Source organism: Stenotrophomonas sp. STEN087, assembly GCF_056759115.1.
The window spans coordinates 1-22,664 of sequence record NZ_JBRRCR010000050.1; the positions used below are offsets into that span (position 1 = coordinate 1).

Consider the following 22,664-nt stretch of genomic DNA (forward strand, 5'->3'; position numbering starts at 1 on the left):
CCCCCCCCCCCCCCCCCCCCCCACCCCCCCCCCCCCCCCCCCCCCCCCCCGCCCGGCCCCGCCGCCCCCCCCCACCCCCCCCCCCCCGCGGCCGCCGCCCCCCCCCCCGCCCGCCGCCGGCCCCCCCCCCCCCCCCGCCCGCTACCGGTACTTCGGCACGAACTGCTGCTGCACCGCTTCAGCCAGCTGATCCGGCGGCAGCAGGCCCTGGTCGAGCAGGAAGTTGTTGAACGCCAGGCGGTCGAACTTCGCGCCCAGCGCCAGCTCGGTCTGCATGCGCAGTTCCAGGATGCGGGTGTAACCGTAGAAGTAGCTGCCCGCCTGGCCCGGCATGCGCACGGTGTAGCGGTCCAGTTCCTGGGTGGCCATCGCCTTGGACAGGCCCACCTGCTCCATCAGCACGCGCTCGCCGTTGGCGCGATCGGTCAGGCCCAGGTTGAGCATCGGGTCGAGCATGGCGCGGGCCGCGCGCAGCAGGCGGAACTGCAGCGCGATCATCTGCCCGTCCAGCGGCTCGTACGGCACCATCTCGGCCTCGGCGTACAGCGCCCAGCCTTCCACGTTCACCGAATTGAACGCGAACATCGTGCGCGCCAGCGACACGCCACGCTCGACCATCGCGGTGAACTGCAGCTCGTGGCCGGGGCGACCTTCATGCGCACTCAGCGTCCACGCCGCCGAGCCGAAGTTGAAATCGTCGTACTGCGCGCCCGGGCCCGCGGCCGGATTGCCCAGCGGCAGCACGAAGGTGCCCTGCTGCCCGGTGTTGTTGACCAGCGGCGCCGGCAGGAAGTGCGGGGCCGGGCTGGCCGCGCTTTCCGCCGCCGAACCCAGGCGCATCTGCATGGCGCGCTTGGGCACGTCGACGATGCCGTGTTCGCGGATCAGCGGATCGATCGCGTCGATCACCTTGCGGTAGTGACCTTCCAGCTGGTCGTCGGCGATCTTGTCGGCCTTCAGCGCGCGGATCACCGCCACCGGGTCGCTCGGGTCGGCGACCTTCAGGCCCTTCTCCTTCGCCACCAGCGGTGCCAGCTGCTGCATCGCCGAGCGGGTTTCCATGAATTCCAGCTGGGCGCGCTGCATCAGCAGCTTCGGGTCGATGTCGATGCCGACCTGCTTGAGCTGGAACGCATACAGCGGGGCCGGCAGGCGTGCGTCGGTGCGCGCCTTCGGCAGCACTTCCTTGCGGGTCCAGGCGGCGTAGTCCTTCATCTGCCCGGCGAGGGCCGTCATCGCCACATCGGCGCCGGCAATCTGGTACTTCTTCAGCAGCGACTCGATGCCGGTGATGTAGGTCTCGACGTTGTCCAGCGACTGCTGCACTTCGATCTTCGTCGGCTGCAGCAGCGTGTTGTCCTTCAGGCGTTCTTCGTAGCGCTGGCGGGCCAGCGTGGTGAACGCGGTGCCGCCCGGCTGCAGGCCGGCATACGCCTTGAGGCGGTCGAGCGCCTTGGCCCGGCGCTCGGCCGGCACCTGGTCGGACAGCAGCAGGTTGAGGCCGCTGAACACCGTCTGCGGCGCATCGCTCCACGGCAGCAGGTACTTCTCGTTGAGCGTGCTGCCTTCGATGTTCTGGTCAGCGGCGTGGATCATGATCGCCAGGTCCTGGCGGACGTTGGCATCCTTCTCGGTGGCCAGCTTCGCCTTCAGCTCATCGCGGGCCTTGGCGATCGCCGCGCGGTAGCGCTTGCCGTTGTCGGGGCCAAGGTCGGCCACCTTGTCGTCATAGCCGGGCGCGCCGAAGAAGCCGGTCTCTTCCGGCTGGAACGGACCCTGCGCATCCAGCAGGATCTGCGCCAGCGCATTGCTGCGGGCGACCCAGGCCGGGCTGGCCGGCGTGGCGGCCTTGGCAGCCGGCGCGGCCAGGGCCGGCGGGGCGGACAGCAGCGGGGCGGCGGTCAGGGCCAGGGCAACGGCGAGCGCGATCGGCTTCATGGGACACTCCGGGAAAGGGTTGTCCGCAACTTACGCGCTCACGGCGATGGCGACAATCGGCTGGAGGTCATGGGCGGGCAGGCAGCAACCGTTCGGGTAGATGCCCACCTTGGTGGGCGGCTTTCAGGGGGCCAACCAAGGTTGGCCTCTACCTGGCCGGCCTGCGCGCGTAGCTGTAGTTGGGATCCCGCACGGCACGCACGATCGGGCTTCGTGCGTGCCTGACTGCGCCGAGGAACCAATCCAGCACATACAGCACCAGCCAGATCATTCCCACCCAGACCCATGCACCCTTTGCAATCGCCCAGATCAAGGGCAACGCCGCCAGCATCAGCAGGATCTGCGTGCACACCAGATAGAGCGAGTGGATGCCCAACGGTGGGTCAGACCGCAGGACGACGCCACACCCGGCACACGGTGTCTGCGCCTGGCGCTTGTCTGCCGAACGCAGGGGAAAGCGCTGGCCGGACGCTCCACAAAACGGGCAGGTGAAGGTCAGGAGGCGCGCCACGGAGACTCCAATACGAACGAACAAGTGTCCAACTAACGGTTGATCACCATCTGCAATCCATCACGCAGGACGATCAGCAATGCATCGAGATCCCGCCTTGATATGGAAGCTGACTCCAGCCCGATTGCTCCGGCAATCCCGCAATGCGAAAAAAACACGTCATACGTATCAATCAACTCAGAATGAAAAATCTCCATCGGATCATTTTCAACGACTCTGAAGAGATCCGTCATGAAATTCCAGAAATTGATGACCGTCTCAGGTTCGACCCCGACACCCGAGCGAGCTGAAGACATCAACGAATCAACATCAAACATTGACTCGCCCTCCCAGTCCAGAGCACCTCCAGCAGTCGCGACAGCCAGATCCAGATCATCCCGACTGAAAGCGCGAATAGCCGCTCCATCAATTGACATCAGATGATCATGCTCATCTGACACCCATGCAAACCAAACGATGCTCTTGCCGGCAGAAACTCCAACCGGATAGATATCTGCCATTGTCCCTTAAACCTCCCCGTCCACTCTAAGATCCTCCGGCACATATTCCATCAGAGGATCCTGGCTGAAGTTGAAGAAAAATTCATCCAGAAAACTAGGCTTATCACCACTCGGTGTAAAGTGCGTTTCTGCAAACTTTTTTAGCTTGCTAAGATTTGAGCCCTGCCCTTTCCCTGGATCTTGACCAAATTCCTTACAAACCCGTTCCGCGTACTGAACTGGCGTTTCGCCATTCCTTGGACCTGTTCCGCGCGCCCAGGAAGGTATGTCGTTTTTTGGCTTTCCTCCTTTGGGAGAAATCTTCTGCTGCGGTCTGCCATACCAAGGATGAGACCTACCGCCTCCTGCGCTGACACCCGCTCCCCTACCGGAATTGCCCGGCCCCCGAACAACAACGGGCGGGCGCGCGAGAAGGCATGCAGGGCACAGCCCCAAAGGATCGGAATAAGCGATTGGAGCAGCGTCTACGTACAAGTATGAGTTCAATCCACCGGCCAACCCAATTGGGTCACTCTGCGAGTACCTACCCACCACCGGGTCATACTCCCGCTGGTAGTTGTAGAACATCCCACTCGCATCCGTCGCCTGCTGCCCCGGGAAACGTAGCGCCAGTTCGAACGCCACACCATCTCCATCAGGATCATTGGCTGGTGCCTGGTCGCCAAACACCTCGCTCTTGTTGCTCCACTCCCAGATCGCCACATCCCGCACCGCATCGATCACCACGCGCGGCGTACCCAGGTGATCGGGCTGGACGTAAGCAAGCTCAGGCACGCCAGCTGCCACCACATTGATCAACGCCACCGGGTAGTTATCCAGCCAGATCGCCTGCTGCTGGGCCTGACCCGCAGCCGAGTAGTTGCCCAGCCACTGCCCGGCTTCGTCGTAGACCGTGATCTGCGCATCCCCGCCTTCGGGCGCGCGCAGCACGCGCTCGCCGCGATGGTTGTAGCCATAGCGTTCGGCCACCGCCCCACCCAGCTTGACCGCGTTCATGCGATTGGCGTCGTTGTAGGTGAAGGCCTTGCCACCAATGCTGGTCGTGTTGCCTGCAGCATCATGGCCACGCGCTTCGCCGCCCACCGCCACCAGATGATGGCTGTCCGCTGGATAGCTGTAGGTCGAGGTACCCGCCGCGGTGGTCAGCGAGGTGCGATTTCCGGTGGCGTCATAGCCGTAGGTTTCGATCGGCGTGGCCGTTGCACCGTCCTGGGTCTGGGTCAGGCGACCCAGCGTGTCATAGGCGTACTTCGCAAGCAGGGCTGAACCGGATAAGTTAGCGATGCGAGGCGACCGGACTTGTTGTACGCGTAGCGCAAGGTGCTGGCGACGCCATTCACGGTCTGCACCTTGCGGGTGATCTGACCGAAGCGATCATGGCAGTAGACCGTGCGCCCACCGTCGTGCAGCACTTCGGACAACCGGCCCTTCGCAAAGCGCTCGTCGCTTGCACACACCGCCGGGGCCACGTCGTAGTGATAGCCCACATCCATGTTGGGGTCGGGGTAAGCCACACCCACCAGACGATTGAGTGCGTCGTAGCTGTAAGTGGCGGTAATGCCACGCGCGTCGGTGAGGGTCTTGCGATTGCCTGCACTGTCCACGGTGAAACCGGTACTGCCGCTGTCCGGGCTGACCTGTGCGGTCAGGTCGCCGAAGCCGTTGTACGCATAGGTGGTGTGAAGACCCTTCGGGTCCGTTACCTGGGTAACCTGGTCCAAAGCGTTGTAGTGGCTTCGGATCTCCGCCTCCACACCGCCCACATCCTGCAGGGTCAGTGCCAGGCGATTGAGCGGATCGTACTGCTGGCTGGTGACACGCTGCAGGGCATCAGTGATCGACTGCGGGTTGCCATTGGCATCGTAGCTGAAGCCAGTGGCATTGTTACTGGCATCCTTCAGGACGCTGAGCTGGCCGAGCGTGTTGAATGTCCGCGCAAGGGTACGACGAAGTGTTCCGCCAGTATCCGCCGTTTCTTCCTTCAGGCGATTCCCAGCATTGTCCAGCGTGTAATGAATGGTATTGCCTGCACTGTCTTCGATGTCCGTCAAGCGCTGGGCGGCATCGTAAACGTAGGTGACGCTCGCGCCATCGGGCTCGGTGATCTGTTGGACCTGACCAGTGGGCCAATAGCTGATCTGGGTTGACCGATCCTCGGCAGTGGTGGCGCCGCGAACGATCACCGACGTTGGCCAACCTCGAGCGTGGTAGCTGTAATCCGGGACTACGCCATTGGCGTCCTTGAGCGAAAGCGGACGTCCGTATGCGTCGTAGGCAAGCGTCTCTACCAGTTGGCCAAGCGCATTGGTCACACTGCGCAGATCTCCCTTGCGGTACCTGCATACACCGTTGCTCGCCATCCGGCGTCATCGGCCGCATAGTAGGCGTAACTGGTGACGTCGGCTACATCAATGCGCGCGCCGTCGATGCTACGCAGAAGTCCCACCTGCGGGCAGTCCGTGCTGACTGCTTCGCAGTAGCTCAGGGTGGTGGTGCGAGCCTGGTTGGCGGCGGTGTCGCGTACGGTAATCGTTGTGGGCTGCAGACGAGTGTTGCGGGTGACTCGGATTTCCTGATTACCTATGGTCTGCTGCACAAGGCGATTGCTGTCCAGCGCGACGCGCTTCTCGCTGATGCGCTGCTCTGGCGCTCCAGCAGCCTCCGTAATGGCCTTCACAGATACCGCGCCGGCCACAGGGTCCGTTGCTTCGGAGTACGCGTATTGGGTGACTGTTCCGCGGCGATCCGTGGACGACTGCAGGCGCCGGCGAAAATCAGTGCCGTCCGGCAGATAGGTATGCCCGACCGTACCATTGCTGTCTGTGATGCCATTGACCTTGCGCGGCAAGGTGTCGGCGCCACCGCTGGTCAGTCCATAGGTCGTCTGCTGCCCGAGGGCATCGGTGACGACCACGGGGCCTGCGGACGTGTAGTCAAGCCTGACACCATCAATACCGACATCTGTCGAGGTGCAGTCACCCGAGTGGCGGCTGCAGGTGACCCGGCCCTTTGCGTCGTAGCCGAACCAACTGTAGCGACGGCTGTCCTCTGCGGTGACACCGGTGAGATGTGCCGGGAAGCGTGCGTCTTCATAGTGATACGTGCGCATTCCACCGTCGGCATACGTAGCGGTGGTGAGCTGCCCCTCAGCGGCATACCCATAGCTTGCTACGGTCTGCCCAGAGATCGAGAGTGACGAAATGAGCGAATCATCAAACGGGACGGCGTGGTGAAACTCCAGTTGGCGTCCCGTCGAATGCGTGATGGTCTGCAGCCGCCCTTGGCCATCATAAGCATAGGTCAGCGCGGTGCCATCTTCGTTGTCACGACGCTGCATGCGACCCGACGCATCGAACAGGATGCGCTCGTCTGCGCGAGACAGCAGCCAGGTGCTCCCCTGTTGCACGGCACGGTCACCGCTGCCATCCATGGCTTCGTACTGCGTGCCCACCTTCTGGAAGGCAACCTGTCCACCGTCCTCCTCGATCAGTCCAACCTTCAATTCCATACTGGGCGGGAAGGTCGAATCGTCTGTTGCGGCCGTCAGCCGGATGTTGTGCGAATGCGTCCAGCCGGTGCCCAGTGCCCCGCCTGCGGTGCTGGTAAGGGAATGGTAGTGGCGACGGAAGCTGACCCAGCCAAAATCGAAGTCAAGCTCTGGCTGCGATTTGTCACCCGTTGTCGGGTCGCAAGGATTACCTACCGGGCACTGCTGGGGAGGAAGTGGCGTACTGGTATAGGCCAGCACGGATGCCGTTGCGGGCTCATCCTGCTCCGCAATCGAACACATCTGGATGGACTCGTCCCATAACATGGCAAAGCCGTTCGGGCACTTTGCGCTCCTGTCGCGTTGGGCACTCAGCCAGCCTCGCATCGCCGTGCACTCCTGGGTACCAGCGAAGTAGTGATTGGTTGTGTAATGGAACTTCTTCTCTGCGTGCGTGACACTTCCATCATCGCCACGCCCAATGCCGCCAATCTCGGTCCACTCATCCTCGACCAGTGTTGTGGCCGCGCATTGCGGATCACTCGCCCGATCGTTAAGGATAGCCGTACGCACAGCATCCTCTTCTGCGTATTCCTGATCAGCGTAGGTATAGACCCAGTCAGTGGTGACGATACGCTCGGGTTTTACCCTATAGTCGTACACCGTCTTGTTTGCCTGCACCCGCTGTCTCTTGACCTCCCAGTTGAACGGTTTGTCGTCCTCAAAGTGGGCAAAGAATGTCTTGATATCCTGTTGCACTGCGGCTTCGGTGGCGCGGCTCTGTCCCAGTGACAGATAGCTGTCCCACTTCTTCTGGACTTCCTGTGCATGTGCAGCCAACGGAGCCATGCCGCCCAGCAGGAAGACAACCAGCGCTTTGCGAAATGACGTCTCCGGTGCATTCAACATCCCTGTTCTCCTTGCTGGGCGAACGTGCGTCGGCCGGGAGCAACGTGATGCGGGTGTCCCGCTACGTCTGACATCGGATCGTCCCTGACCTCGAAATGCGGCGTGACCGCACGCGCTCGTTATCCCTCGCATCGGTTGCTGGTTCAAGACAGCAGCCCTGGGTCGGATGAAGTTTCGGGGTATTTTGAGGACTGGCGCACGTAATCGCTGGCCATCCAGCATTCGCTTGGCGCTGCGGGCTGTAGTTCATCGTGCACAAAGCGACAGAGCTCAGCAGATGGAGTCGACTGCTCTGGGCGGGCCGCCTAACCGGCTCGCGGGCCGGGGCGAGCGACCGCTCTGGTAGATGCCCACCTCGGTGGGCGGTTTTCGGGGGGCAACCAAGGTTGGCACCTGCCGGAGCCGATCAATCCGGCCGCCGGTCCCTTACATCATCGCGCTCATCGAAAACGGCGCGGCGCGTATCGCGCTTCACCAGCTGATCGCCGTCGAGGGTATAGCGCCAGACGCCGTGCCTGAATCCCGCGCGTGCGCCCGAGGCATTCAAACTGATGCTTATGCGCTGCGGCTGCATGGGCGTTGGGTTCGCATCCGGGGACGTGCTTTTGACCATTCCCGTCCATTGCACGCTGGACATCGCGACAACTTCGCGATGAATGCCCTGCGCCCCATCGGGTCGGTAGATAACCTCTTCCGCGGTTTCGAACAAAGGGACGGCAGGATCGCGGACAAGGTGGAGAACAACGTCATACAGATTGACGGTAATCTCGTCTGCGGCCAACGCAGCCTCATTCACTCGAACCCGACGCACCCATTCCACTGCGTCGCCACCCGCGCGCAGACGCTGCTCTGCCTCGACCACCGATGTATCGGCAAGCGCCTCCACGAATGGCTCAGCGGCCATGGCCTGCGAGAGCCATACCGGCGCGTAGAGCAGCAACGCCGCCAGCACTCTGATCGATCCTCTTCGCATTGCATGGACCTCCGGGACAGGATGGACGTCGGCTGCCCCGGGCAGCACGATACGTCTCGATCAATCTCTAGAGGAATGCGGGCAAAGTCGCAATGGTCAACCGCGACAGCCCTTGCGAGGGATGGGTCGCGGGGGTTACTCCCCAGCGGTGCGCACCGATGCAGGAGTTCCGCTCACGACACGTCCAGCAAGCCGAGAACCCCGCACTGCGCGCGACCGTCGACTGACAGTCGACGCTACCCCCGCCGCTTCAAACGAAGTCACAACGCCATCCCTTCGCTGCACCCACCGCGTTCGCGACATTCCTGCAGCGCGCACTCGCCTGCGGCTTCTGCATCATCCAGCGCGGTCAGGTCGAAGGTCTGCTTGTCCTCTCCCAGCACGTACATCACCGGGTAGTCCCACACGTCGTCGCGGCGGATGCCGGTCACGAACAACCGCCCCTGCCCCTGCGGCCCATCCAGGGCCACGGTGAGGGCGACATCGCGCCGGCCGTCGTAGGCCGTCTGCATGCTGCCCAGCGGCATCGCCTCGGCACGCAGCGGCTCACCGAGCACCTGCACCAGTTCGATGCTGCAGGCGGCGCGGCGCATTGCTTCGCGCATCGGCGGGCTTTCGTGTGCGGCCTCGCTCCAGCGCAGCACGCTCCAGGCGATCATGCCGCACAGCGCGCCCAGGAACAGCACCACCGACAGCGGCATGGCCCAGCGCCAGTGACGGCGCCACCAGCCAGGGCTGGCAGCGCGGTGGCCGGGGATCGGCGGTGGCACATGCATCGGCGGGCTCCTTCCCGTGGGTCTGTCAGGGCTTCAGGCAGCGGTCCAGGAAGGCCTCGGCGATGCGGTAGCGGTGCAGTGCATCGGCACCGGACAGGCCGTGCTTGGCGCCGGGGTAGGTCATCAGTTCAAACGGCTGGCCACGCTTCTGCAGCGCGCTCATCAGGCTGGTCGAATTGGTGAACAGCACGTTGTCGTCGGCCATGCCGTGGATCAGCAGCAGCGGCGAACGCAGGCCCTCGATGTGGGTGAGCACGCGCGCTTCGCGGTAGCCGGCTTCATTGCGCTTGGGCAGGTCCATGTAGCGTTCGGCGTAGTGGCTGTCGTACAGGCCCCAGTCGGTGACCGGTGCGCCGGCCACGCCGCAGGCATAGCTGTCCGATGCCTTGGCCAGCAGCATCAGGGTCATGTAGCCGCCGTTGGACCAGCCCTGCACGCCGATGCGCGCCGGGTCCACCCACGGCTGCTGCTTCAGCCAGGCCACGCCACGCAGCTGGTCAGCCACTTCCACCGTGCCCTGCTTGCCGTACAGCGCGCCACCGAAATCACGGCCGCGGCGCGGGGTGCCGCGGTTGTCCAGCGAGAACACCACGTAGCCCTGCTGCGCCAGGTACTGGTTGAACAGGTGGTCGCCACGGCCGGGCCAGCTGTCGGTGACGGTCTGGCTGGCCGGGCCGCCATACACGTACACCACCACCGGGTAGCGCTTGGACGGGTCGAAGCCGGCCGGCTTGATGATGCTGTAGTTCAGCGGGGTCTTGCCGTCGGCGGCGGTGAGCGTGCCGAACTCGATCGGGCGCTGCGCGTCGCGGTAGCGCGCGTACGGGTGCTTGGGATCGGCCAGGTCGTTCTCGAGCAGGGTGGCGATCTTCTCGCCGTTGGCACGGAACAGTTCGATCTGCGGCGGCGTGGTGCTGTTGGACCAGGTGTCTACGTAGACGCTGGCGTTGCGCGCGAAGCTGGCGGTGTGCATGCCCGGCGCCTGGGACAGGCGCTGCGGCTGGCCACCCTGCAGCGACACGGCGTAGATCTGGCTTTCGCGCGCCGAATCGATGCCGGCACGGAAGTAGGCATTGCCGGCCTTTTCGTCGACCGCCAGCAGCTCATCCACCGACCAGTCACCGTGGGTCAGCGCGGTGGTCTTGCCCTGGGCATCGATGCGGTACAGGTGCTGGAAACCGGTGCGCTCGGACGACCACAGCACGCTGCCGTCATCGAGGAAACGCAGGCTGTTGTGCAGCGGCACCCAGGTCGGGCTGGTCTCGTGCGCCAGCATGCGCGTGCCGTTGGCGGCCAGGTCCACTTCCACCAGGTCCAGCAGCTTCTGGTCGCGCGACTGGCGCTGGTAGGTGACGCGCTTGGCATCGCGCCAGTCGACGCGGGCCAGGTAGATGTCCTGTTCCTTGCCGAGGTCGATCCAGCGCGGCGTGGCGGCGGCGGCCGGCGCGATCACGCCCAGCTGCACGCGCACGTTGGCATCGCCGGCAGCCGGGTAGCGCTGTTCGACCACATCGGTGCGGTCGGCATAGACCTCGTAGCGCTTCTGCACCGGCACCGGCGCTTCGTCGATACGGGCGAAGGCAATGGCCGAATCATCCGGCGCCCACCAGTAGCCGGTGTGGCGGTCCATTTCCTCATCGGCGACAAACTCGGCCACGCCGTTGCCGATGGTCGCGCTGCCGTCGGTGGTCAGCTGCAGCTGCTTGCCGCTGGCCAGGTCGATCACCCACAGGTTGCGGCCGCGGATGAAGCTGACGAAGCCGCCCTTGGGCGACAGCTTGGCATCGGTGGCGAAGCCTTCGCCGTGGGTCAGCTGGCGCACGGCCGCTGCGCCCTGCTGCTTCAGGTCGTACAGGTACAGCTCGCCGCCCAGCGGGAACAGCAGGCGCTGCGCGTCCGGCGACCACTGGTAATCGACGATGCCGGTCATCGCGGCGATGCGCTGGCGCTCGCGGCGGGCCTTCTCTTCATCGCTGAGGGTTTCGGTGCCGGGCAGCACCACCTTCGAATCGACCAGCAGGCGGGTCTGGCCGCTGCCGATGTCGTAGCTCCACAGGTCCAGCTGGTTGCGGTCGCTGTCCTTGCCGCGCAGGAAGGTGACGCGCGAGCCGTCCGGGGCCACCTTGGGCTTCATCAGGGTCGGGCCGGACAGCGGCAGCGGGCCGGTGATGGCTTCCAGGGTGAGTTTTTCAGCGTGGGCGGCAGTGGTGGTGGCGAGCATGAGGGCGAGCGAGGCGAACAGATGGCGCATGGAAGGTCCCGGCAAACGGCAGGTCCGTCACGCGCCAGGCGCGCAGCGGTCGTACCCCCATCCTAACCAAGCCGGTCTGCGAAGGCAGCATGACCTTCTGCCCATGGCGCCGTGCCGACCAACGGTCGGCACCTACCGTCGCCGGGGTCAGAGCCCTTTGCGTGGCAAAGGGATCCGACCCCGGGCTGGTCGGCATCCACCACCAGTAGATCCACGCCATGCGTGGATGATGCCGCCCCTGGGCTGGTCAGCGCTGGCCGAACAGGAGCTTGCGCTCTTCCTCGCTCATCGGCTTGCCGGCGTTGGGGTTCACCTGCTTGCTCAGGGCATAGGCGCGCTGGGTGGCCGGGCGCGCGGCAATGGCGTCGTGCCAGCGCTTCAGGTTCGGGAAGGCGGCGAAATCGACCGGAATCTTGTCGTAAGCGCCAATCCACGGGTAGCTGGCCATGTCGGCGATGGTGTATTCATCACCCGCCAGGAAGGCGTGATCGGCCAGGCGCTTGTCCATCACCCCGTGCAGGCGGCGCACTTCGTTGTCATAGCGCTCGACAGCGTAGGGAATCTTTTCCGGAGCATAGACATTAAAGTGGCCCATCTGGCCGCTCATCGGGCCCAGCCCGGCCATCTGCCAGAACAGCCATTCCAGGGTGGTGACGCGGCCGCGCGGGTCGCTGGGCAGGAACTGGCCGGTCTTTTCGGCCAGGTACAGCAGGATCGCGCCGGATTCGAACACGCTCTGCGGGGCGCCGCCATCGGCCGGGGCATGGTCGACGATGGCCGGCATCTTGTTGTTGGGCGAAATGGCCAGGAATTCCGGCTTGAACTGGTCACCCGAGCCGATGTTGACCGGGTGGATGCGGTATTCCAGGCCGGCTTCCTCCAGCAGCAGGGTGACTTTGTGGCCGTTGGGGGTGGGCCAGTAATACAGGTCGATCATGGCGTCGGCTCGGGGTTCGGAAGGAACCTGAAGTCTAGTGCGTGAGTTGGCTTGGCACCGTCATGGTGGCCCGGTAACCTCGCCTCTCCCTCGAAACGCAGCATCCCCCGCATGAGTGCAAACCGCCTGCCGCCCTCCCCGCTGTCCAACCTGATCTTCGCCTCGCGCTGGCTGCAGCTGCCGCTGTACCTGGGCCTGATCGTGGCGCAGTGCGTCTATGTGTTCCTGTTCGGCAAGGAACTGTGGCACCTGATTTCGCATTCGGCCTCGATGGGCGAGCAGCAGATCATGCTGATCGTGCTGGGCCTGATCGACGTGGTGATGATTTCCAACCTGCTGGTGATGGTGATCGTGGGCGGTTACGAGACCTTCGTGTCGCGTCTGCGCCTGGAAGGCCACCCGGACCAGCCGGAGTGGCTGAGCCACGTCAACGCCAGCGTGCTGAAGGTGAAGCTGGCGATGGCGATCATCGGCATCTCCTCGATCCACCTGCTGAAGACGTTCATCGGTACCGGCGCGCTGGGCGGCATTCCGCTGTGCCCGCCGGAGCGCATGGCCACCGCTGCCGCCAACATCGGCGAGCAGACCTGCGCCACCCTCACCGCCGACGGCGTGCTGTGGCAGACCATCATCCACTGCGTGTTCATCCTGTCGGCGATCGGCATCGCCTGGACCGACAAGCTGATGTCCGGTGGCCACGACAAGGCCGACAGCCACGGCAAGACCGCCGAGCATTGACCTGACGAGGCGATGGCGACACCTGATGTCGTCATCGCCTCTGGCCCGCCCTTGTACGCAAGGGTCGGCGGGATGCTAGATTGCACCCTCGCCGTTGCCGGCGGCGGCGTCGGGAAACGCCAGCCGCCACGCCCGGACCCCGGTCCCGGCCATGCAGATACACGGCTTACGTAACGTCGTCTTCTAAAGGGGAGCAGGATGTCGCACGTCACAACGATCGCTGCCGCGCGCCGGTGGATGCCGGTTGCCCTGGCACTGGCACTGGCTGCCTGTTCGGGCAAGGAAGAAACACCGGCACCGGCCGCCGAAGGGGCTGCCGCACCCGCCAGCACGCCTGCCGCACCGGCCGTGGCGGCCAAGGTGCAGTCGATGGGCACCGAACAGCTGCGCGATTCGGCCAGCCGTGCCCTGGCCGAGAACCGCATGTACGCGCCGGCCGGCGACAACGCCATCGAGTACTACCTCGCCCTGCGTGACAAGACGCCGGACGACGCCTCGGTGAAGAGCGCGCTGACCGACCTGCTGCCCTACACCCTGATTGCCGCCGAGCAGCACCTGGGCCGCGAGGACTTCGCCGAAGCCCAGCGCCTGGTGGCCCTGATCGAGAAGGTCGACCCATCCGCGCCGGCCCTGCCGCGCCTGAAGGAAGGTCTGACCAGGAGCGTGCAGGTGGCCGCCAAGCGCACCGAGGACGAGACCGCCAAGGTCAAGAAGGACGCCGAGGACCGCGCCAAGCAGCTGGTTGAACAGCAGCGCCTGGCCGAGCAGCGCGCCAAGGAAGCCGACGCGGCCAAGCAGATTGCCGCCCAGCAGGACGCGGCCCGCCGCGACAGCGAGCGCCAGGACGCCGAACGCCAGGCCGCCGCGCGTCGCGATGCCGAACAGAAGCAGCAGCAGGCCGCGGCCCAGCAGGCCAGTGCCGCGCGCGCCGCCGCTGCGACCGCCGCGCCAACCCTGCGCCCAGTCAGCACCCCGGCCCCGCGTTACCCGGCCGAGGCCCTGCGCTCGGGCACCTCGGGCGAAGTGCTGATGGAAATCACCGTCGGTACCGACGGCTCGGTGACCAACGCCCGCGTGCTGCGTGCGACGCCGTCGCGCGTCTTCGACCGCGAAGCGCTGAACGCCGTAAAGCGCTGGCGCTTCGAACCGGTCGGTGCCCCGGTCACCACCCGCCGCACCCTGGTGTTCGCGCCGGGCGGCTGACCAGGCCTCCGGTAGCGCCGGGCCATGCCCGGCGAGACACCCTCAAAAGGCCCGGAGCGATCCGGGCCTTGTCTGTTTCAGCGCTCGCCGTCGATCAGCTGCTGCAGCGCCGGATCACGCGCCGTCAGCACCTGGAAGAGGCCGAGCGCGTGCAATGCCGGCAACAAGCTGCGCAGATCGGTCTCGGCGGCAGCACGTGTGGCATCGCTGCCTGTCGGATCCTGCCAGTCGCGCACGCTGGCGAGGAAGGCGCCGACGCTGCCCTTGCGCACGGTCAGCCCGTTCACCTGCACGTCGTCCTGCTGGTCGGGAAGGATGTCCTGCGGTTTCATGGGAAGTCCTCTCTGGGGATGGACGCCCAGTGTCAGGCTTGCGGATCGACCGTTCTGCCGTATAACTGCCAATTGATATGGCAGACCAGCCAACCCGAACACCCTTGATTGAACCCGCTCTGGCCGACGCTCGCAGCGGGCCGTGCCTGCTGGGCGCGCAGCTGGCAATGACAGGACCACGCCGCACCGCGCGGCACCGGCACGCACGCGGACAGTTGCTGGGTGCACACCACGGCCTGCTGCGCATTGAAGTGGGTAACCATCATTGGCTGTTGCCTGCCGGCCACGTCGCCTGGGTGCCGCCTGATCTGCCGCACGCACTCGCCAGCATCGGTGCCTTCGATGGTTGGAGCCTGTACTTCAGCACTGCGGCCTGCATCGCATTGCCAGCTGCGCCGCGTGTATTCCAGCCCAGCGTGCTGCTGCAGGCGGCTGTACCGCGCGCCCTGCAGTGGCCGCATGGCGCTCTGGAGGATGCGCAGCTGAGGCTGGCGGGCGTGATCGCCGACGAGATTGGCAGCAGCATTCCCCTGCCGCTTGCGCTGCCACAACCGCGCGCCCGTCGATTACGGCGCATTGCCGCCGCACTGGCGCGCGCACCGCATGACAACCGCAGCGTTGAAGACTGGGCGCTTTCCAGTGCGCTGTCCGGCCGCAGCCTGGCCCGCCATTGGCGGGCCGAAACAGGCATGACGCTGGGCCAGTGGCGGCAGCGCCTTCGGGTGCTTCTGGCGCTGCCGCGTCTGCTGGCAGGGGAAACGGTCATCGAGGTCGCGTTGTCGATGGGCTATGACACGCCCAGTGCGTTCATTGCCGTGTTCAAGCGCGAGATGGGGGTGACGCCAGCGCGGTATGGCGTGCGGTGACGCCCGTCATGGCGGATCGGAAAACAACGAGGCCCGGCATGACCGGGCCTCGCTGCACATCCGCCGGGCGTGGCCCGGCGCTACCGGTTGCGATCAGCCGGAGATGGCCAGGCGTTCCTGGTGGTAGCGGCGCACGGCGGCGAACCACAGGATCGCGGCCAGGCCGAGGCTGGCGCCCAGGTAGATCGCCCAGATGGTCGGGGTGATCACTTCGTGGCGGATCACCTTCAGCAGCATCTGGTTCTGCGACAGGAACGGCACGGCGTACTGCCACAGCTGGCTCTTCACCGGGTAGGCCATCAGCGCATAGCCCGGCAGCATCGGCATCAGCACCAGCCAGGTCATGTGGCTCTGTGCCTCCTTCATGCTCTTGGCCGCGGCCGACAGGTAGGTCAGCAGCGAGGTGCCGATCAGCAGCATCGGCAGCATCACCAGCAGCATCTGCACCATCGAGAGGATGTTCATGTTGAGCTGCCGACCCACGTTGCCCGAGGCGAACTGGGCGCTGACCTTGAACGCGACCAGTGTCAGCAGCAGCGACACGAACCCGACCACGCAGGCGGCGCCGATCTTGCCGCTGACGATCGCGCTGCGCGAGCCGGGCGTGGCCAGCAACGGCTCCAGCGATTGCCGCTCACGTTCGCCGGCGGTGGTGTCCATCACCAGGTACGCGCCGCCGATGAACGAGGTCAGGGTCAACAGCACCGGCAGCAGCATCGACAGCATCATGCCGCGCTTGGCTTCGGTGCTGGCCATGTCCTGGGTGGCCATGTCCAGCGGTCGTGCGACCTGCGCATCGACGCCACGGGCCATCAGGCGCAGCGCCCCCACCTGCCCGTTGTAGGTGGACAGCGCCGCCTGCAGGCGCGCCGTGGGCACCTCGGCGGCACGCCGCGTGCTGTCACGGATCACCTCCACCAGCGCCGGCTTGCCGTCAGCCCAGTCCTTGCCGAAATCGGCGCTGATGCGCAGCGCCACGTCGATGTCCTGGGCGCGGATCGCCTCGGCCAGGTCATCCGGCGCCGCGGTGGTGTTCAGGCCCTGCGCGGCGAGGAAGCGGACCAGGTTCGGTGCGTGCTCGGCACCGATGGTGGGGATGTCCAGCGGCTGTTCGATCTGCGTGCGGAAACGGCTTTCCGACAGCTTGCCCATGCCCAGGATGAGCAGCGGGTACAGCAGCGGGCCGAACAGCAGGGTCAGCGCCAGGGTGCGGCGGTCACGCGAGAGGTCGCGCAGTTCCTTGCGCATCACCGTCATCAGGGTCGACATCATGCTCATGCGTGCAGGCCCTCTTCGCTGCCGATCAGTTTCACGAACGCGTCTTCCAGGTTGGTTTCACCGGCCTGCGCGCGCAGTTCATCGGCACTGCCGGCGGCCATCACGGTGCCCTTGGCGATGATGACGATGTGGTCACACAGCGCACCCACCTCCTGCATGATGTGGCTGGAGAGGATCACGCAGCGCCCTTCCTCGCGCAGGCCCAGCAGGAACCGGCGCAGCGCGCGGGTGGTCATCACGTCCAGGCCATTGGTGGGTTCATCGAGGATGACGTTGCGCGGGTCGTGCACCAGCGCGCGGGCGATGGCGGTCTTGGTGCGCTGGCCCTGCGAGAAGCCATCGGTCTGGCGGTCAAGGATGTCGGCCATGTCCAGCGCGTGCGAGAGCACTTCGATGCGTTCGCGGATGCGCTGCGCCGGCAGGCCGTGCAGTTCGCCGAAGTAGGTGATGTTCTCGCGCGCGGTCAGGCGCTTATAGACACCGCGCGCATCGGGCAGCACGCCCAGGTGGCGGCGCACCTCGATCGGGTCGCGCGCGGCATCGATGCCATCGACGGTGATGCTGCCCTGGTCGGGCGTCATCAGCGTGTAGAGCATGCGCATGGTGGTGGTCTTGCCGGCGCCGTTGGGGCCGAGCAGTCCGGTGATCTGGCCATCGGCGGCGCGGAAGCCGACGTTGGCCACCGCCTGGACGCGACCGGTGCGGGTGTCGAAGGCCTTGTGCAGGTTGTCGGCGACGATCATGGGGTCCATCCGTTGAACGAGGTGAACGCCGGCACGTGGCTCAGCGTGTCCAGGCAGCTGGCGTCGAGCGCCTTGGCATCGTTGGCATCGATGAACTGGCCCAGCAGGCGCGGCATGCAGCCGGCGGTGAGGGTGCCGTGGCCTAGGCCGCGGGCGACCAGCGCGCGGCCGTTGGGCAGGCCCTTGAGCACCTGTTCGGCATAGCGCGGCGGAGTCACCGGATCCGCTTCACCGGACAGCAGCAGCACCGGCAGGTCGCTCTTCAGCGGTGCGGTGAGCGTGGCCGCAGCCGGCTGGTGCGGCCACACCGGGCAGGCGGCGAAGAACGCACGCGCCGCTTCCGGGCCGAACAGATCATCGTCGCTGGTGGCCGGTGCCTGGTAGCGCGGTGCATCCTCGCTGCAGATGACCGACCACTGCATGCCACGGTTGATCTGGAAATCCATGGTGCGGGTCGCGCCGCGTGCCAGCGAAGCCAGCGGGGCGTAGCGGCCCTGTGCGGCTTCATCCAGCACCAGCGGCAGCAGCGAGGAATACTCGGGCACGTAGGAGAAGGCAAAGGCCAGGCCGACCACGCTGTCCGGGGTCAGCACGTCCTGGCGCGGCGCATTGGTGCCCGGGTCGCGGTAATCGACGGTGACCGGTGCGCGGCGCAGGGTGTCGACCACACTGCGCAGCTGGGTGCGGGTATCGACCGGGAAGCGCTTGCTGCAGGCGGCATCCTTGCGGCACTGCGCGGACTGCAGGGTGATGGCGTTGTCGAAGGTGTTGGCGAACTCGCCGCCGACCACCAGATCGTTGGGCACGACGCCGTCGATGACCAGGCTGCGCGTGTGCTGCGGGTAGGTGATCGCGTAACGCTGGGCCACGCGGGTGCCGTAGGAGCCGCCGACCAGGTTCAGCTTGTCCGCGCCCAGCGCCTGGCGCACCGCGTCCAGATCGGCGATGGCCTCGGCGGTGGTGTAGAAGCGCGCATCGGCGCGCCCCTGCAGCGATGCCGCACACTGCTGCGCGTAGTCGCGCAGCAGCGCCTCGCTCGGCGCCGCGTCCTCGTCCATCTGCAGCGGCTTGCCGTCCGCGCCCAGGCAGCTGAGCGGATTGGAACCGCCGGTGCCTCGCTGGTCGATCAGGAACACATCGCGCTGCTTGCGCACCTGGCGCAGCGCGGTATCGACGATGACCGCCACTTCGCTGGCCGCCTGGCCGGGGCCGCCGGCGAGGAAGAACACAGGGTCAGGCTGGCCGTTGCCGCTGTCATCCGATTCCAGCCAGGCGATGCGCAGGTCGATCTTGCGGCCCTCGGGATGGGCGCGGTCTTCAGGCACCTGCAGCGTGCCGCACTGGGCTTCGACGTTGGCGCTGGCGCCGACCGTGGTCAGCGTGCACGGGCGGAATTCGATCGCCCCATAGCGCTGGCTCGGCGTGTCATTGCCGTCGGCGGCACCGGGAGCGGTTGCGCTGCAGCCGGCAAGCATCGCGCCGGCAAACAGCATGCTGGCCGATCGCCTGGCCAGTCGGAAAGGGTGTTTTTGCATCGTGCTTGATTCCCCTGGAGGACGTTCCTGTCGACCACGACGCAGCGCCGCGGCAGATGTGACCCACTTTCGAACAAACTTACACGGCCCCGGCGCTGGCGGCGATGGGCAATCGCGCTAGGCCGTTTCGGCAGCCGACACCAGGCGGTCGCGGCCTTCGGCCTTGGCCCGGTACAGCGCGGCATCGGCGCGGGCGATCAGCCCGGCCAGATCGCTATGGCCGTCATCCATGGCCAGGCCGATGCTGGCGGTCACTGCCACCGGGCCGGTACCCAGCGGCGCCGGCCGTTGCTGCAGTGCATGACGGATGATCGTCGCCAGACGCTCCGCTTCGCCGGCGCTGCCGGGCAGCAGCAGCAGGAATTCCTCGCCGCCATAGCGACTGAGCAGGTGCACGTGGCCGCGTGCGCAGTGCTCCAGCACGCCAGTGAAATGCTGCAGCACCTGGTCGCCGGCAAGATGCCCCCAACGGTCATTGATGGCCTTGAAGTGGTCCACGTCCAGCAGCAGCACGGCCAGCGGCCGCTGCAGGCGGCGCACCTGCTGCAGCTGGTCAGCCCCGTCGGCCAGCACCGCGCTGCGGTTGAGCAGGCCGGTGAGGCCATCGGTACGCGCGGCGCGGCGCAGGTCCACCATCAGGCGTTCAAGCAGCAGCAGGACCAGCGCGAAGCAGCGCGCCAGTTCCAGCATTATCCCGGCCAGGTAGGTGAGGAACATCGGCGAGCCCGCACGCATGATGTCCCCGCCCGCATCGGCATCTGGCGGCAGGAACAGGCGCACGACGTAGACCACCGCTTCGGCGAGGAACACCGCCGCCGCCAGCCGGCAGCTGATGCGCTGTGCCGGCGGCGCATGGCGCAGCAGCAGGGTGGCGATCCAGCTGTTGATGATGATCGCGAACACGCTGAACACGTGCAGGCGCACGTCCAGGCTGGGCCACGGCACCAGGAACAGGAAGATGCCGGCCATGAACGCGCCGGCCAAGGCCAGTGCGCGCCACAGCGGCAACGGCCTGCCCAGGTGCAGCGCCATGCCCTGCAGCATCAGCACGCTGGAGGCCGCCATGGCCGCATTGCCGCCGAGGATGGCCGGCACCTGCGGCAGCCAGGGGCGCAGCCCCATCAGGATCACGCCGATGGTCAGCAGCCACAGACTGGCCGTCCACAAGCGCAGCACCGGCTGCCCGCGCAGCACCACCAGCAGCAGCGAAAAGCCCGTGGCGATGCCCATGCACAGCAGCAGGCCGAGTACACCGATGGTGGGAAGATCCAGGGACATGCGATCCGTGCGAGCCGGGCGTAACTCGCATCCTAGCGCGTTCTGGCGAAACCGCTGTTGCAGGGGCCGCGGCGCACACGCCTGCAGCAGGCGGACGTTGCGGCGCACTTCGCATGGAAACGGTTGGTGCACCCCATGCCAACACGCCTCCTGCTCGCCGTCGCCGCAACGCTGTCCGCAGGGCTCTTCCTGCCCGGCAGCGCGCAGGCGCACGGCACGTTGTCCAAACCGATGAGCCGCATCTACGCCTGTTACCAGGGCAATCCGCAGAATCCGACCAACCCCGCCTGCGCCGCCGCCAAGGCCGTGGGGGGGGCGCAGCCGTTCTACGACTGGGCCGGCGTCAACCAGGCCCACGCCAACGGCAACCACCAGGCAGTCGTGCCCGATGGCCAGCTGTGCAGCGGCGGCAACAGCAAGTACCGCGGCCTGGACCTGGACCGCAGCGACTGGACGACGTCGCCGATCCGCGCCGATGCCAACGGTCGCTATACCTTCGAATTCCTGGGATCGGCGCCGCATGCCACCCGCGAGTGGAAGTTCTATGTCACCCGCGATGGCTGGAAGGCCAGCGACGGCCTGCGCTGGTCGGACCTGGAAGCGTTCTGCACGCTGGGCAACGTGCCGCTGTCCGAAGGTGGCGTGTACAAGCTGGACTGCCCGCTGCCCAAGCGCAGTGGCCAGCACGTGATCTACAACACCTGGCAGCGTTCGGATTCGCAGGAGGCCTTCTACACCTGTGCCGACGTGCGCTTCGAAGGCGGTGACGTGACCCCGCCGCCGCAGTGGCAGGATGCCGGTGCGGTGACCGCACGCGGCGCGCTGGAGGTGGGTACCACGGTCTCGCTGCGCGTGTTCAACGCGGCCGGCAACGATGTGGAGCAGGTGGACGTGGTGCTGGCCAGCGGCCAGACTGCGCCGACGCAGTGGCCGCTGGTGCTGGCGCGCAAGGTCAACGCCAGTGCTGCGCAGGCGCGCGTGGGCATCCTGCGCAATGGCGTGATCACGCCGGTGGCCTCGGCCACGGAGAACCGTGTGTACCTGCGTCCGGGGCATCGCTTCCAGCTGGATACCAAGGTGCCGGATCCGGTGGATCCGGTGGATCCGCCCGGCGGCGACTACGACCATGTGTACCCGGCGGGCATCGGCAGCTATGTGCCGGGGCAGACCGTGGTGAAGGGCAGCGACGGCAAGCTGTATGCCTGCCGCCCGTCCCCGGAAGGCGCGTGGTGCAACATCAACGCCGAACCGTACCGCCCCGGCGTGGGCTCGGCCTGGCGCGATGCCTGGATTCCGTACTGAGCCGGCAGATAGGGAACGTGGGGTGGCCGCCCCCGGGCCGCCCAACCCCGCCCCGGGGGGGGCCGTACTTGCGGCTGACGGGCTTGTGGCGGCGGGGCTGCGGGTGGCCCACCCCCGCGGCCGAAACCGCCCCGGCGCCCCCCCCCCCCCCCCCCCCCCCCCGCCGGGGGGGGGGGGCGCGCGGCCCCGTTCCTTTCTGTCCCACGGCCCGCGCTAGTTCGGGTCGGGGGGGGCCCGCCCTGCCCCGGCCACTACCGCGCCCGTGGCGGGCCCTTACTTGCTGCTGACGTACTTCTCGCGGCGGATCTGCGGGTTGCCCAGCCCGGCGTCCTTCAGCGCCTCGGCGCAGGCATCGACCATGTCCGGGTTGCCGCACAGGTAGGCGATGTCGGTGGCCGGGTCCGGGCTGAAGCCGGCCAGGGCCTGCTGCACGTAGCCGTGGTGCACGTCGGGGTGCGGGTCGGCCGGCAGTTCGCGCGACAGGCACGGCACATAACGGAAGTTCGGGTGCTTTTCGGCGAAGCTGTAGAAATCTTCGCTGTACAGCAGCTCGCCCGGGCTGCGCGCGCCCTGCAGCAGGACCACCTGCACGCCGCGCTCGGCCATGGCCGTTTCCAGCAGCGGCAGCATCGACCGGTACGGGGTGACACCGGTACCGGTGGCGATCAGCAGGTAGCGGGCATTGTGGTCGCCGGGGTTCAGGCAGAAGCGGCCGTACGGGCCGGACGCACTGACCTGGCCGCCGAGGTCCAGCGCCTCGAACAGGGCCGTGGCGGCGCCGCCGGGCACGAAGCTGACGGCGATATCCACCGCCTCGCCCGGGCCCAGCGCGTGGTCATGGATGGTCGCCAGCGAGTAGCTGCGCTTGGTTTCGGTGCCATCGGCGTAGCTGAAATGGACCTGGATGAACTGGCCGGGCTGGAAATCCAGCGGCTGGCCGTCATCACGCACGAACTGGTAGTGGCCGACAGTGGGCGCCAGCATGCGGCGGCCGACCAGCTTGATGGGGAATTGGACAGGCACGACTTTTCGGGACAGTGTGTAGCCGGGGCAAGCCCTCGGGGTCTTCTATAATAGCCCCTCCCCGCCCCTCTCCAGCGCCAGCCC

General features: G+C 66.3%; 17 protein-coding genes and 1 pseudogene. 4 read left to right on the forward strand and 14 right to left on the reverse strand.

What is annotated here, in order from left to right:
* Nucleotides 1-141: 141 nt before the first annotated feature.
* From ACVOK1_RS13525 to ACVOK1_RS13560, 8 genes and pseudogenes are all read right to left on the reverse strand, one after another.
* Nucleotides 142-1,938, reverse strand: coding sequence for a DUF885 domain-containing protein (locus ACVOK1_RS13525; RefSeq protein WP_481562367.1), 1,797 nt, complete (start codon nucleotides 1,936-1,938; stop codon nucleotides 142-144).
* A gap of 148 nt (nucleotides 1,939-2,086) precedes the next feature.
* Nucleotides 2,087-2,449 (reverse strand): hypothetical protein, encoded by a 363-nt coding sequence (locus tag ACVOK1_RS13530; protein WP_481562368.1) that lies wholly within the window; start codon nucleotides 2,447-2,449, stop codon nucleotides 2,087-2,089.
* A gap of 32 nt (nucleotides 2,450-2,481) precedes the next feature.
* On the reverse strand, nucleotides 2,482-2,949 hold the full coding sequence (locus ACVOK1_RS13535; RefSeq protein ID WP_406234024.1) for a hypothetical protein: 468 nt from the start codon (nucleotides 2,947-2,949) through the stop codon (nucleotides 2,482-2,484).
* A 426-nt stretch (nucleotides 2,950-3,375) separates the two neighbouring features.
* A pseudogene (locus ACVOK1_RS13540) lies at nucleotides 3,376-7,345 on the reverse strand (RHS repeat-associated core domain-containing protein); the annotation flags it as partial.
* A gap of 406 nt (nucleotides 7,346-7,751) precedes the next feature.
* The gene (locus tag ACVOK1_RS13545) at nucleotides 7,752-8,318 is read right to left on the reverse strand and encodes a hypothetical protein (protein ID WP_481562369.1); all 567 of its coding nucleotides are present in this window, start codon (nucleotides 8,316-8,318) and stop codon (nucleotides 7,752-7,754) included.
* 260 nt (nucleotides 8,319-8,578) lie between these two features.
* Complete coding sequence (locus ACVOK1_RS13550; protein ID WP_481562370.1) at nucleotides 8,579-9,094, reverse strand: cytochrome c oxidase assembly factor Coa1 family protein; 516 nt, start codon at nucleotides 9,092-9,094, stop codon at nucleotides 8,579-8,581.
* A 25-nt stretch (nucleotides 9,095-9,119) separates the two neighbouring features.
* Nucleotides 9,120-11,345, reverse strand: coding sequence for a S9 family peptidase (locus tag ACVOK1_RS13555; protein WP_481562371.1), 2,226 nt, complete (start codon nucleotides 11,343-11,345; stop codon nucleotides 9,120-9,122).
* Nucleotides 11,346-11,592: 247 nt separating this feature from the next.
* Complete coding sequence (locus tag ACVOK1_RS13560) at nucleotides 11,593-12,282, reverse strand: glutathione binding-like protein (RefSeq protein ID WP_481562372.1); 690 nt, start codon at nucleotides 12,280-12,282, stop codon at nucleotides 11,593-11,595.
* A 111-nt stretch (nucleotides 12,283-12,393) separates the two neighbouring features.
* On the opposite strand from ACVOK1_RS13560, the gene ACVOK1_RS13565 reads away from it, so the two are divergent.
* Together ACVOK1_RS13565 and ACVOK1_RS13570 are read left to right on the forward strand one after the other, a co-directional pair.
* Nucleotides 12,394-13,020, forward strand: a complete 627-nt coding sequence (locus ACVOK1_RS13565) for a TIGR00645 family protein (protein ID WP_108770408.1) — start codon at nucleotides 12,394-12,396, stop codon at nucleotides 13,018-13,020.
* Nucleotides 13,021-13,218: 198 nt separating this feature from the next.
* The gene (locus tag ACVOK1_RS13570; protein ID WP_481562373.1) at nucleotides 13,219-14,223 is read left to right on the forward strand and encodes an energy transducer TonB; all 1,005 of its coding nucleotides are present in this window, start codon (nucleotides 13,219-13,221) and stop codon (nucleotides 14,221-14,223) included.
* A 77-nt stretch (nucleotides 14,224-14,300) separates the two neighbouring features.
* Here ACVOK1_RS13570 and ACVOK1_RS13575 read toward each other — a convergent pair whose 3' ends face one another.
* Nucleotides 14,301-14,555, reverse strand: coding sequence for a hypothetical protein (locus ACVOK1_RS13575; protein ID WP_150453767.1), 255 nt, complete (start codon nucleotides 14,553-14,555; stop codon nucleotides 14,301-14,303).
* Nucleotides 14,556-14,632: 77 nt separating this feature from the next.
* On the opposite strand from ACVOK1_RS13575, the gene ACVOK1_RS13580 reads away from it, so the two are divergent.
* Complete coding sequence (locus ACVOK1_RS13580; RefSeq protein WP_481562374.1) at nucleotides 14,633-15,421, forward strand: helix-turn-helix domain-containing protein; 789 nt, start codon at nucleotides 14,633-14,635, stop codon at nucleotides 15,419-15,421.
* Nucleotides 15,422-15,514: 93 nt separating this feature from the next.
* On the opposite strand, the gene ACVOK1_RS13585 is transcribed toward ACVOK1_RS13580, so the two are convergent.
* From ACVOK1_RS13585 to ACVOK1_RS13600, 4 genes are all read right to left on the reverse strand, one after another.
* Nucleotides 15,515-16,699 (reverse strand): ABC transporter permease, encoded by a 1,185-nt coding sequence (locus tag ACVOK1_RS13585; RefSeq protein WP_481562375.1) that lies wholly within the window; start codon nucleotides 16,697-16,699, stop codon nucleotides 15,515-15,517.
* Nucleotides 16,696-17,442 carry an ABC transporter ATP-binding protein gene (locus ACVOK1_RS13590; protein WP_481562376.1) on the reverse strand — a complete coding sequence of 249 codons (747 nt, stop codon included), beginning with the start codon at nucleotides 17,440-17,442 and terminating at the stop codon, nucleotides 16,696-16,698. Before ACVOK1_RS13590 ends, ACVOK1_RS13585 begins: the two co-directional genes overlap by 4 nt.
* On the reverse strand, nucleotides 17,439-18,977 hold the full coding sequence (locus ACVOK1_RS13595) for an alpha/beta hydrolase (RefSeq protein ID WP_481562377.1): 1,539 nt from the start codon (nucleotides 18,975-18,977) through the stop codon (nucleotides 17,439-17,441). Before ACVOK1_RS13595 ends, ACVOK1_RS13590 begins: the two co-directional genes overlap by 4 nt.
* A gap of 117 nt (nucleotides 18,978-19,094) precedes the next feature.
* Complete coding sequence (locus ACVOK1_RS13600; RefSeq protein WP_481562378.1) at nucleotides 19,095-20,255, reverse strand: GGDEF domain-containing protein; 1,161 nt, start codon at nucleotides 20,253-20,255, stop codon at nucleotides 19,095-19,097.
* A 135-nt stretch (nucleotides 20,256-20,390) separates the two neighbouring features.
* Between ACVOK1_RS13600 and ACVOK1_RS13605 the strand changes: the two genes are divergently transcribed.
* Complete coding sequence (locus ACVOK1_RS13605; protein ID WP_481562379.1) at nucleotides 20,391-21,557, forward strand: lytic polysaccharide monooxygenase; 1,167 nt, start codon at nucleotides 20,391-20,393, stop codon at nucleotides 21,555-21,557.
* Between the two features lie 273 nt (nucleotides 21,558-21,830).
* On the opposite strand, the gene ACVOK1_RS13610 is transcribed toward ACVOK1_RS13605, so the two are convergent.
* Nucleotides 21,831-22,580 carry a ferredoxin--NADP reductase gene (locus tag ACVOK1_RS13610; protein ID WP_200752569.1) on the reverse strand — a complete coding sequence of 250 codons (750 nt, stop codon included), beginning with the start codon at nucleotides 22,578-22,580 and terminating at the stop codon, nucleotides 21,831-21,833.
* Nucleotides 22,581-22,664: the final 84 nt, after the last annotated feature.

Excerpts from the sequence above, each read along its gene's own strand:
- ACVOK1_RS13575 (WP_150453767.1), bottom strand. The coding sequence starts at position 14,555 with ATGAAACCGCAGGACATCCTTCCCGACCAGCAGGACGACGTGCAGGTG.
- ACVOK1_RS13585 (WP_481562375.1), bottom strand. The coding sequence starts at position 16,699 with ATGAGCATGATGTCGACCCTGATGACGGTGATGCGCAAGGAACTGCGC.
- ACVOK1_RS13555 (WP_481562371.1), bottom strand. The coding sequence starts at position 11,345 with ATGCGCCATCTGTTCGCCTCGCTCGCCCTCATGCTCGCCACCACCACT.
- ACVOK1_RS13550 (WP_481562370.1), bottom strand. The coding sequence starts at position 9,094 with ATGCATGTGCCACCGCCGATCCCCGGCCACCGCGCTGCCAGCCCTGGC.
- ACVOK1_RS13535 (WP_406234024.1), bottom strand. The coding sequence starts at position 2,949 with ATGGCAGATATCTATCCGGTTGGAGTTTCTGCCGGCAAGAGCATCGTT.
- ACVOK1_RS13605 (WP_481562379.1), top strand. The coding sequence starts at position 20,391 with ATGCCAACACGCCTCCTGCTCGCCGTCGCCGCAACGCTGTCCGCAGGG.
- ACVOK1_RS13595 (WP_481562377.1), bottom strand. The coding sequence starts at position 18,977 with ATGCAAAAACACCCTTTCCGACTGGCCAGGCGATCGGCCAGCATGCTG.
- ACVOK1_RS13600 (WP_481562378.1), bottom strand. The coding sequence starts at position 20,255 with ATGTCCCTGGATCTTCCCACCATCGGTGTACTCGGCCTGCTGCTGTGC.
- ACVOK1_RS13545 (WP_481562369.1), bottom strand. The coding sequence starts at position 8,318 with ATGCGAAGAGGATCGATCAGAGTGCTGGCGGCGTTGCTGCTCTACGCG.
- ACVOK1_RS13560 (WP_481562372.1), bottom strand. The coding sequence starts at position 12,282 with ATGATCGACCTGTATTACTGGCCCACCCCCAACGGCCACAAAGTCACC.
- ACVOK1_RS13565 (WP_108770408.1), top strand. The coding sequence starts at position 12,394 with ATGAGTGCAAACCGCCTGCCGCCCTCCCCGCTGTCCAACCTGATCTTC.
- ACVOK1_RS13570 (WP_481562373.1), top strand. The coding sequence starts at position 13,219 with ATGTCGCACGTCACAACGATCGCTGCCGCGCGCCGGTGGATGCCGGTT.
- ACVOK1_RS13590 (WP_481562376.1), bottom strand. The coding sequence starts at position 17,442 with ATGATCGTCGCCGACAACCTGCACAAGGCCTTCGACACCCGCACCGGT.
- ACVOK1_RS13580 (WP_481562374.1), top strand. The coding sequence starts at position 14,633 with ATGGCAGACCAGCCAACCCGAACACCCTTGATTGAACCCGCTCTGGCC.
- ACVOK1_RS13525 (WP_481562367.1), bottom strand. The coding sequence starts at position 1,938 with ATGAAGCCGATCGCGCTCGCCGTTGCCCTGGCCCTGACCGCCGCCCCG.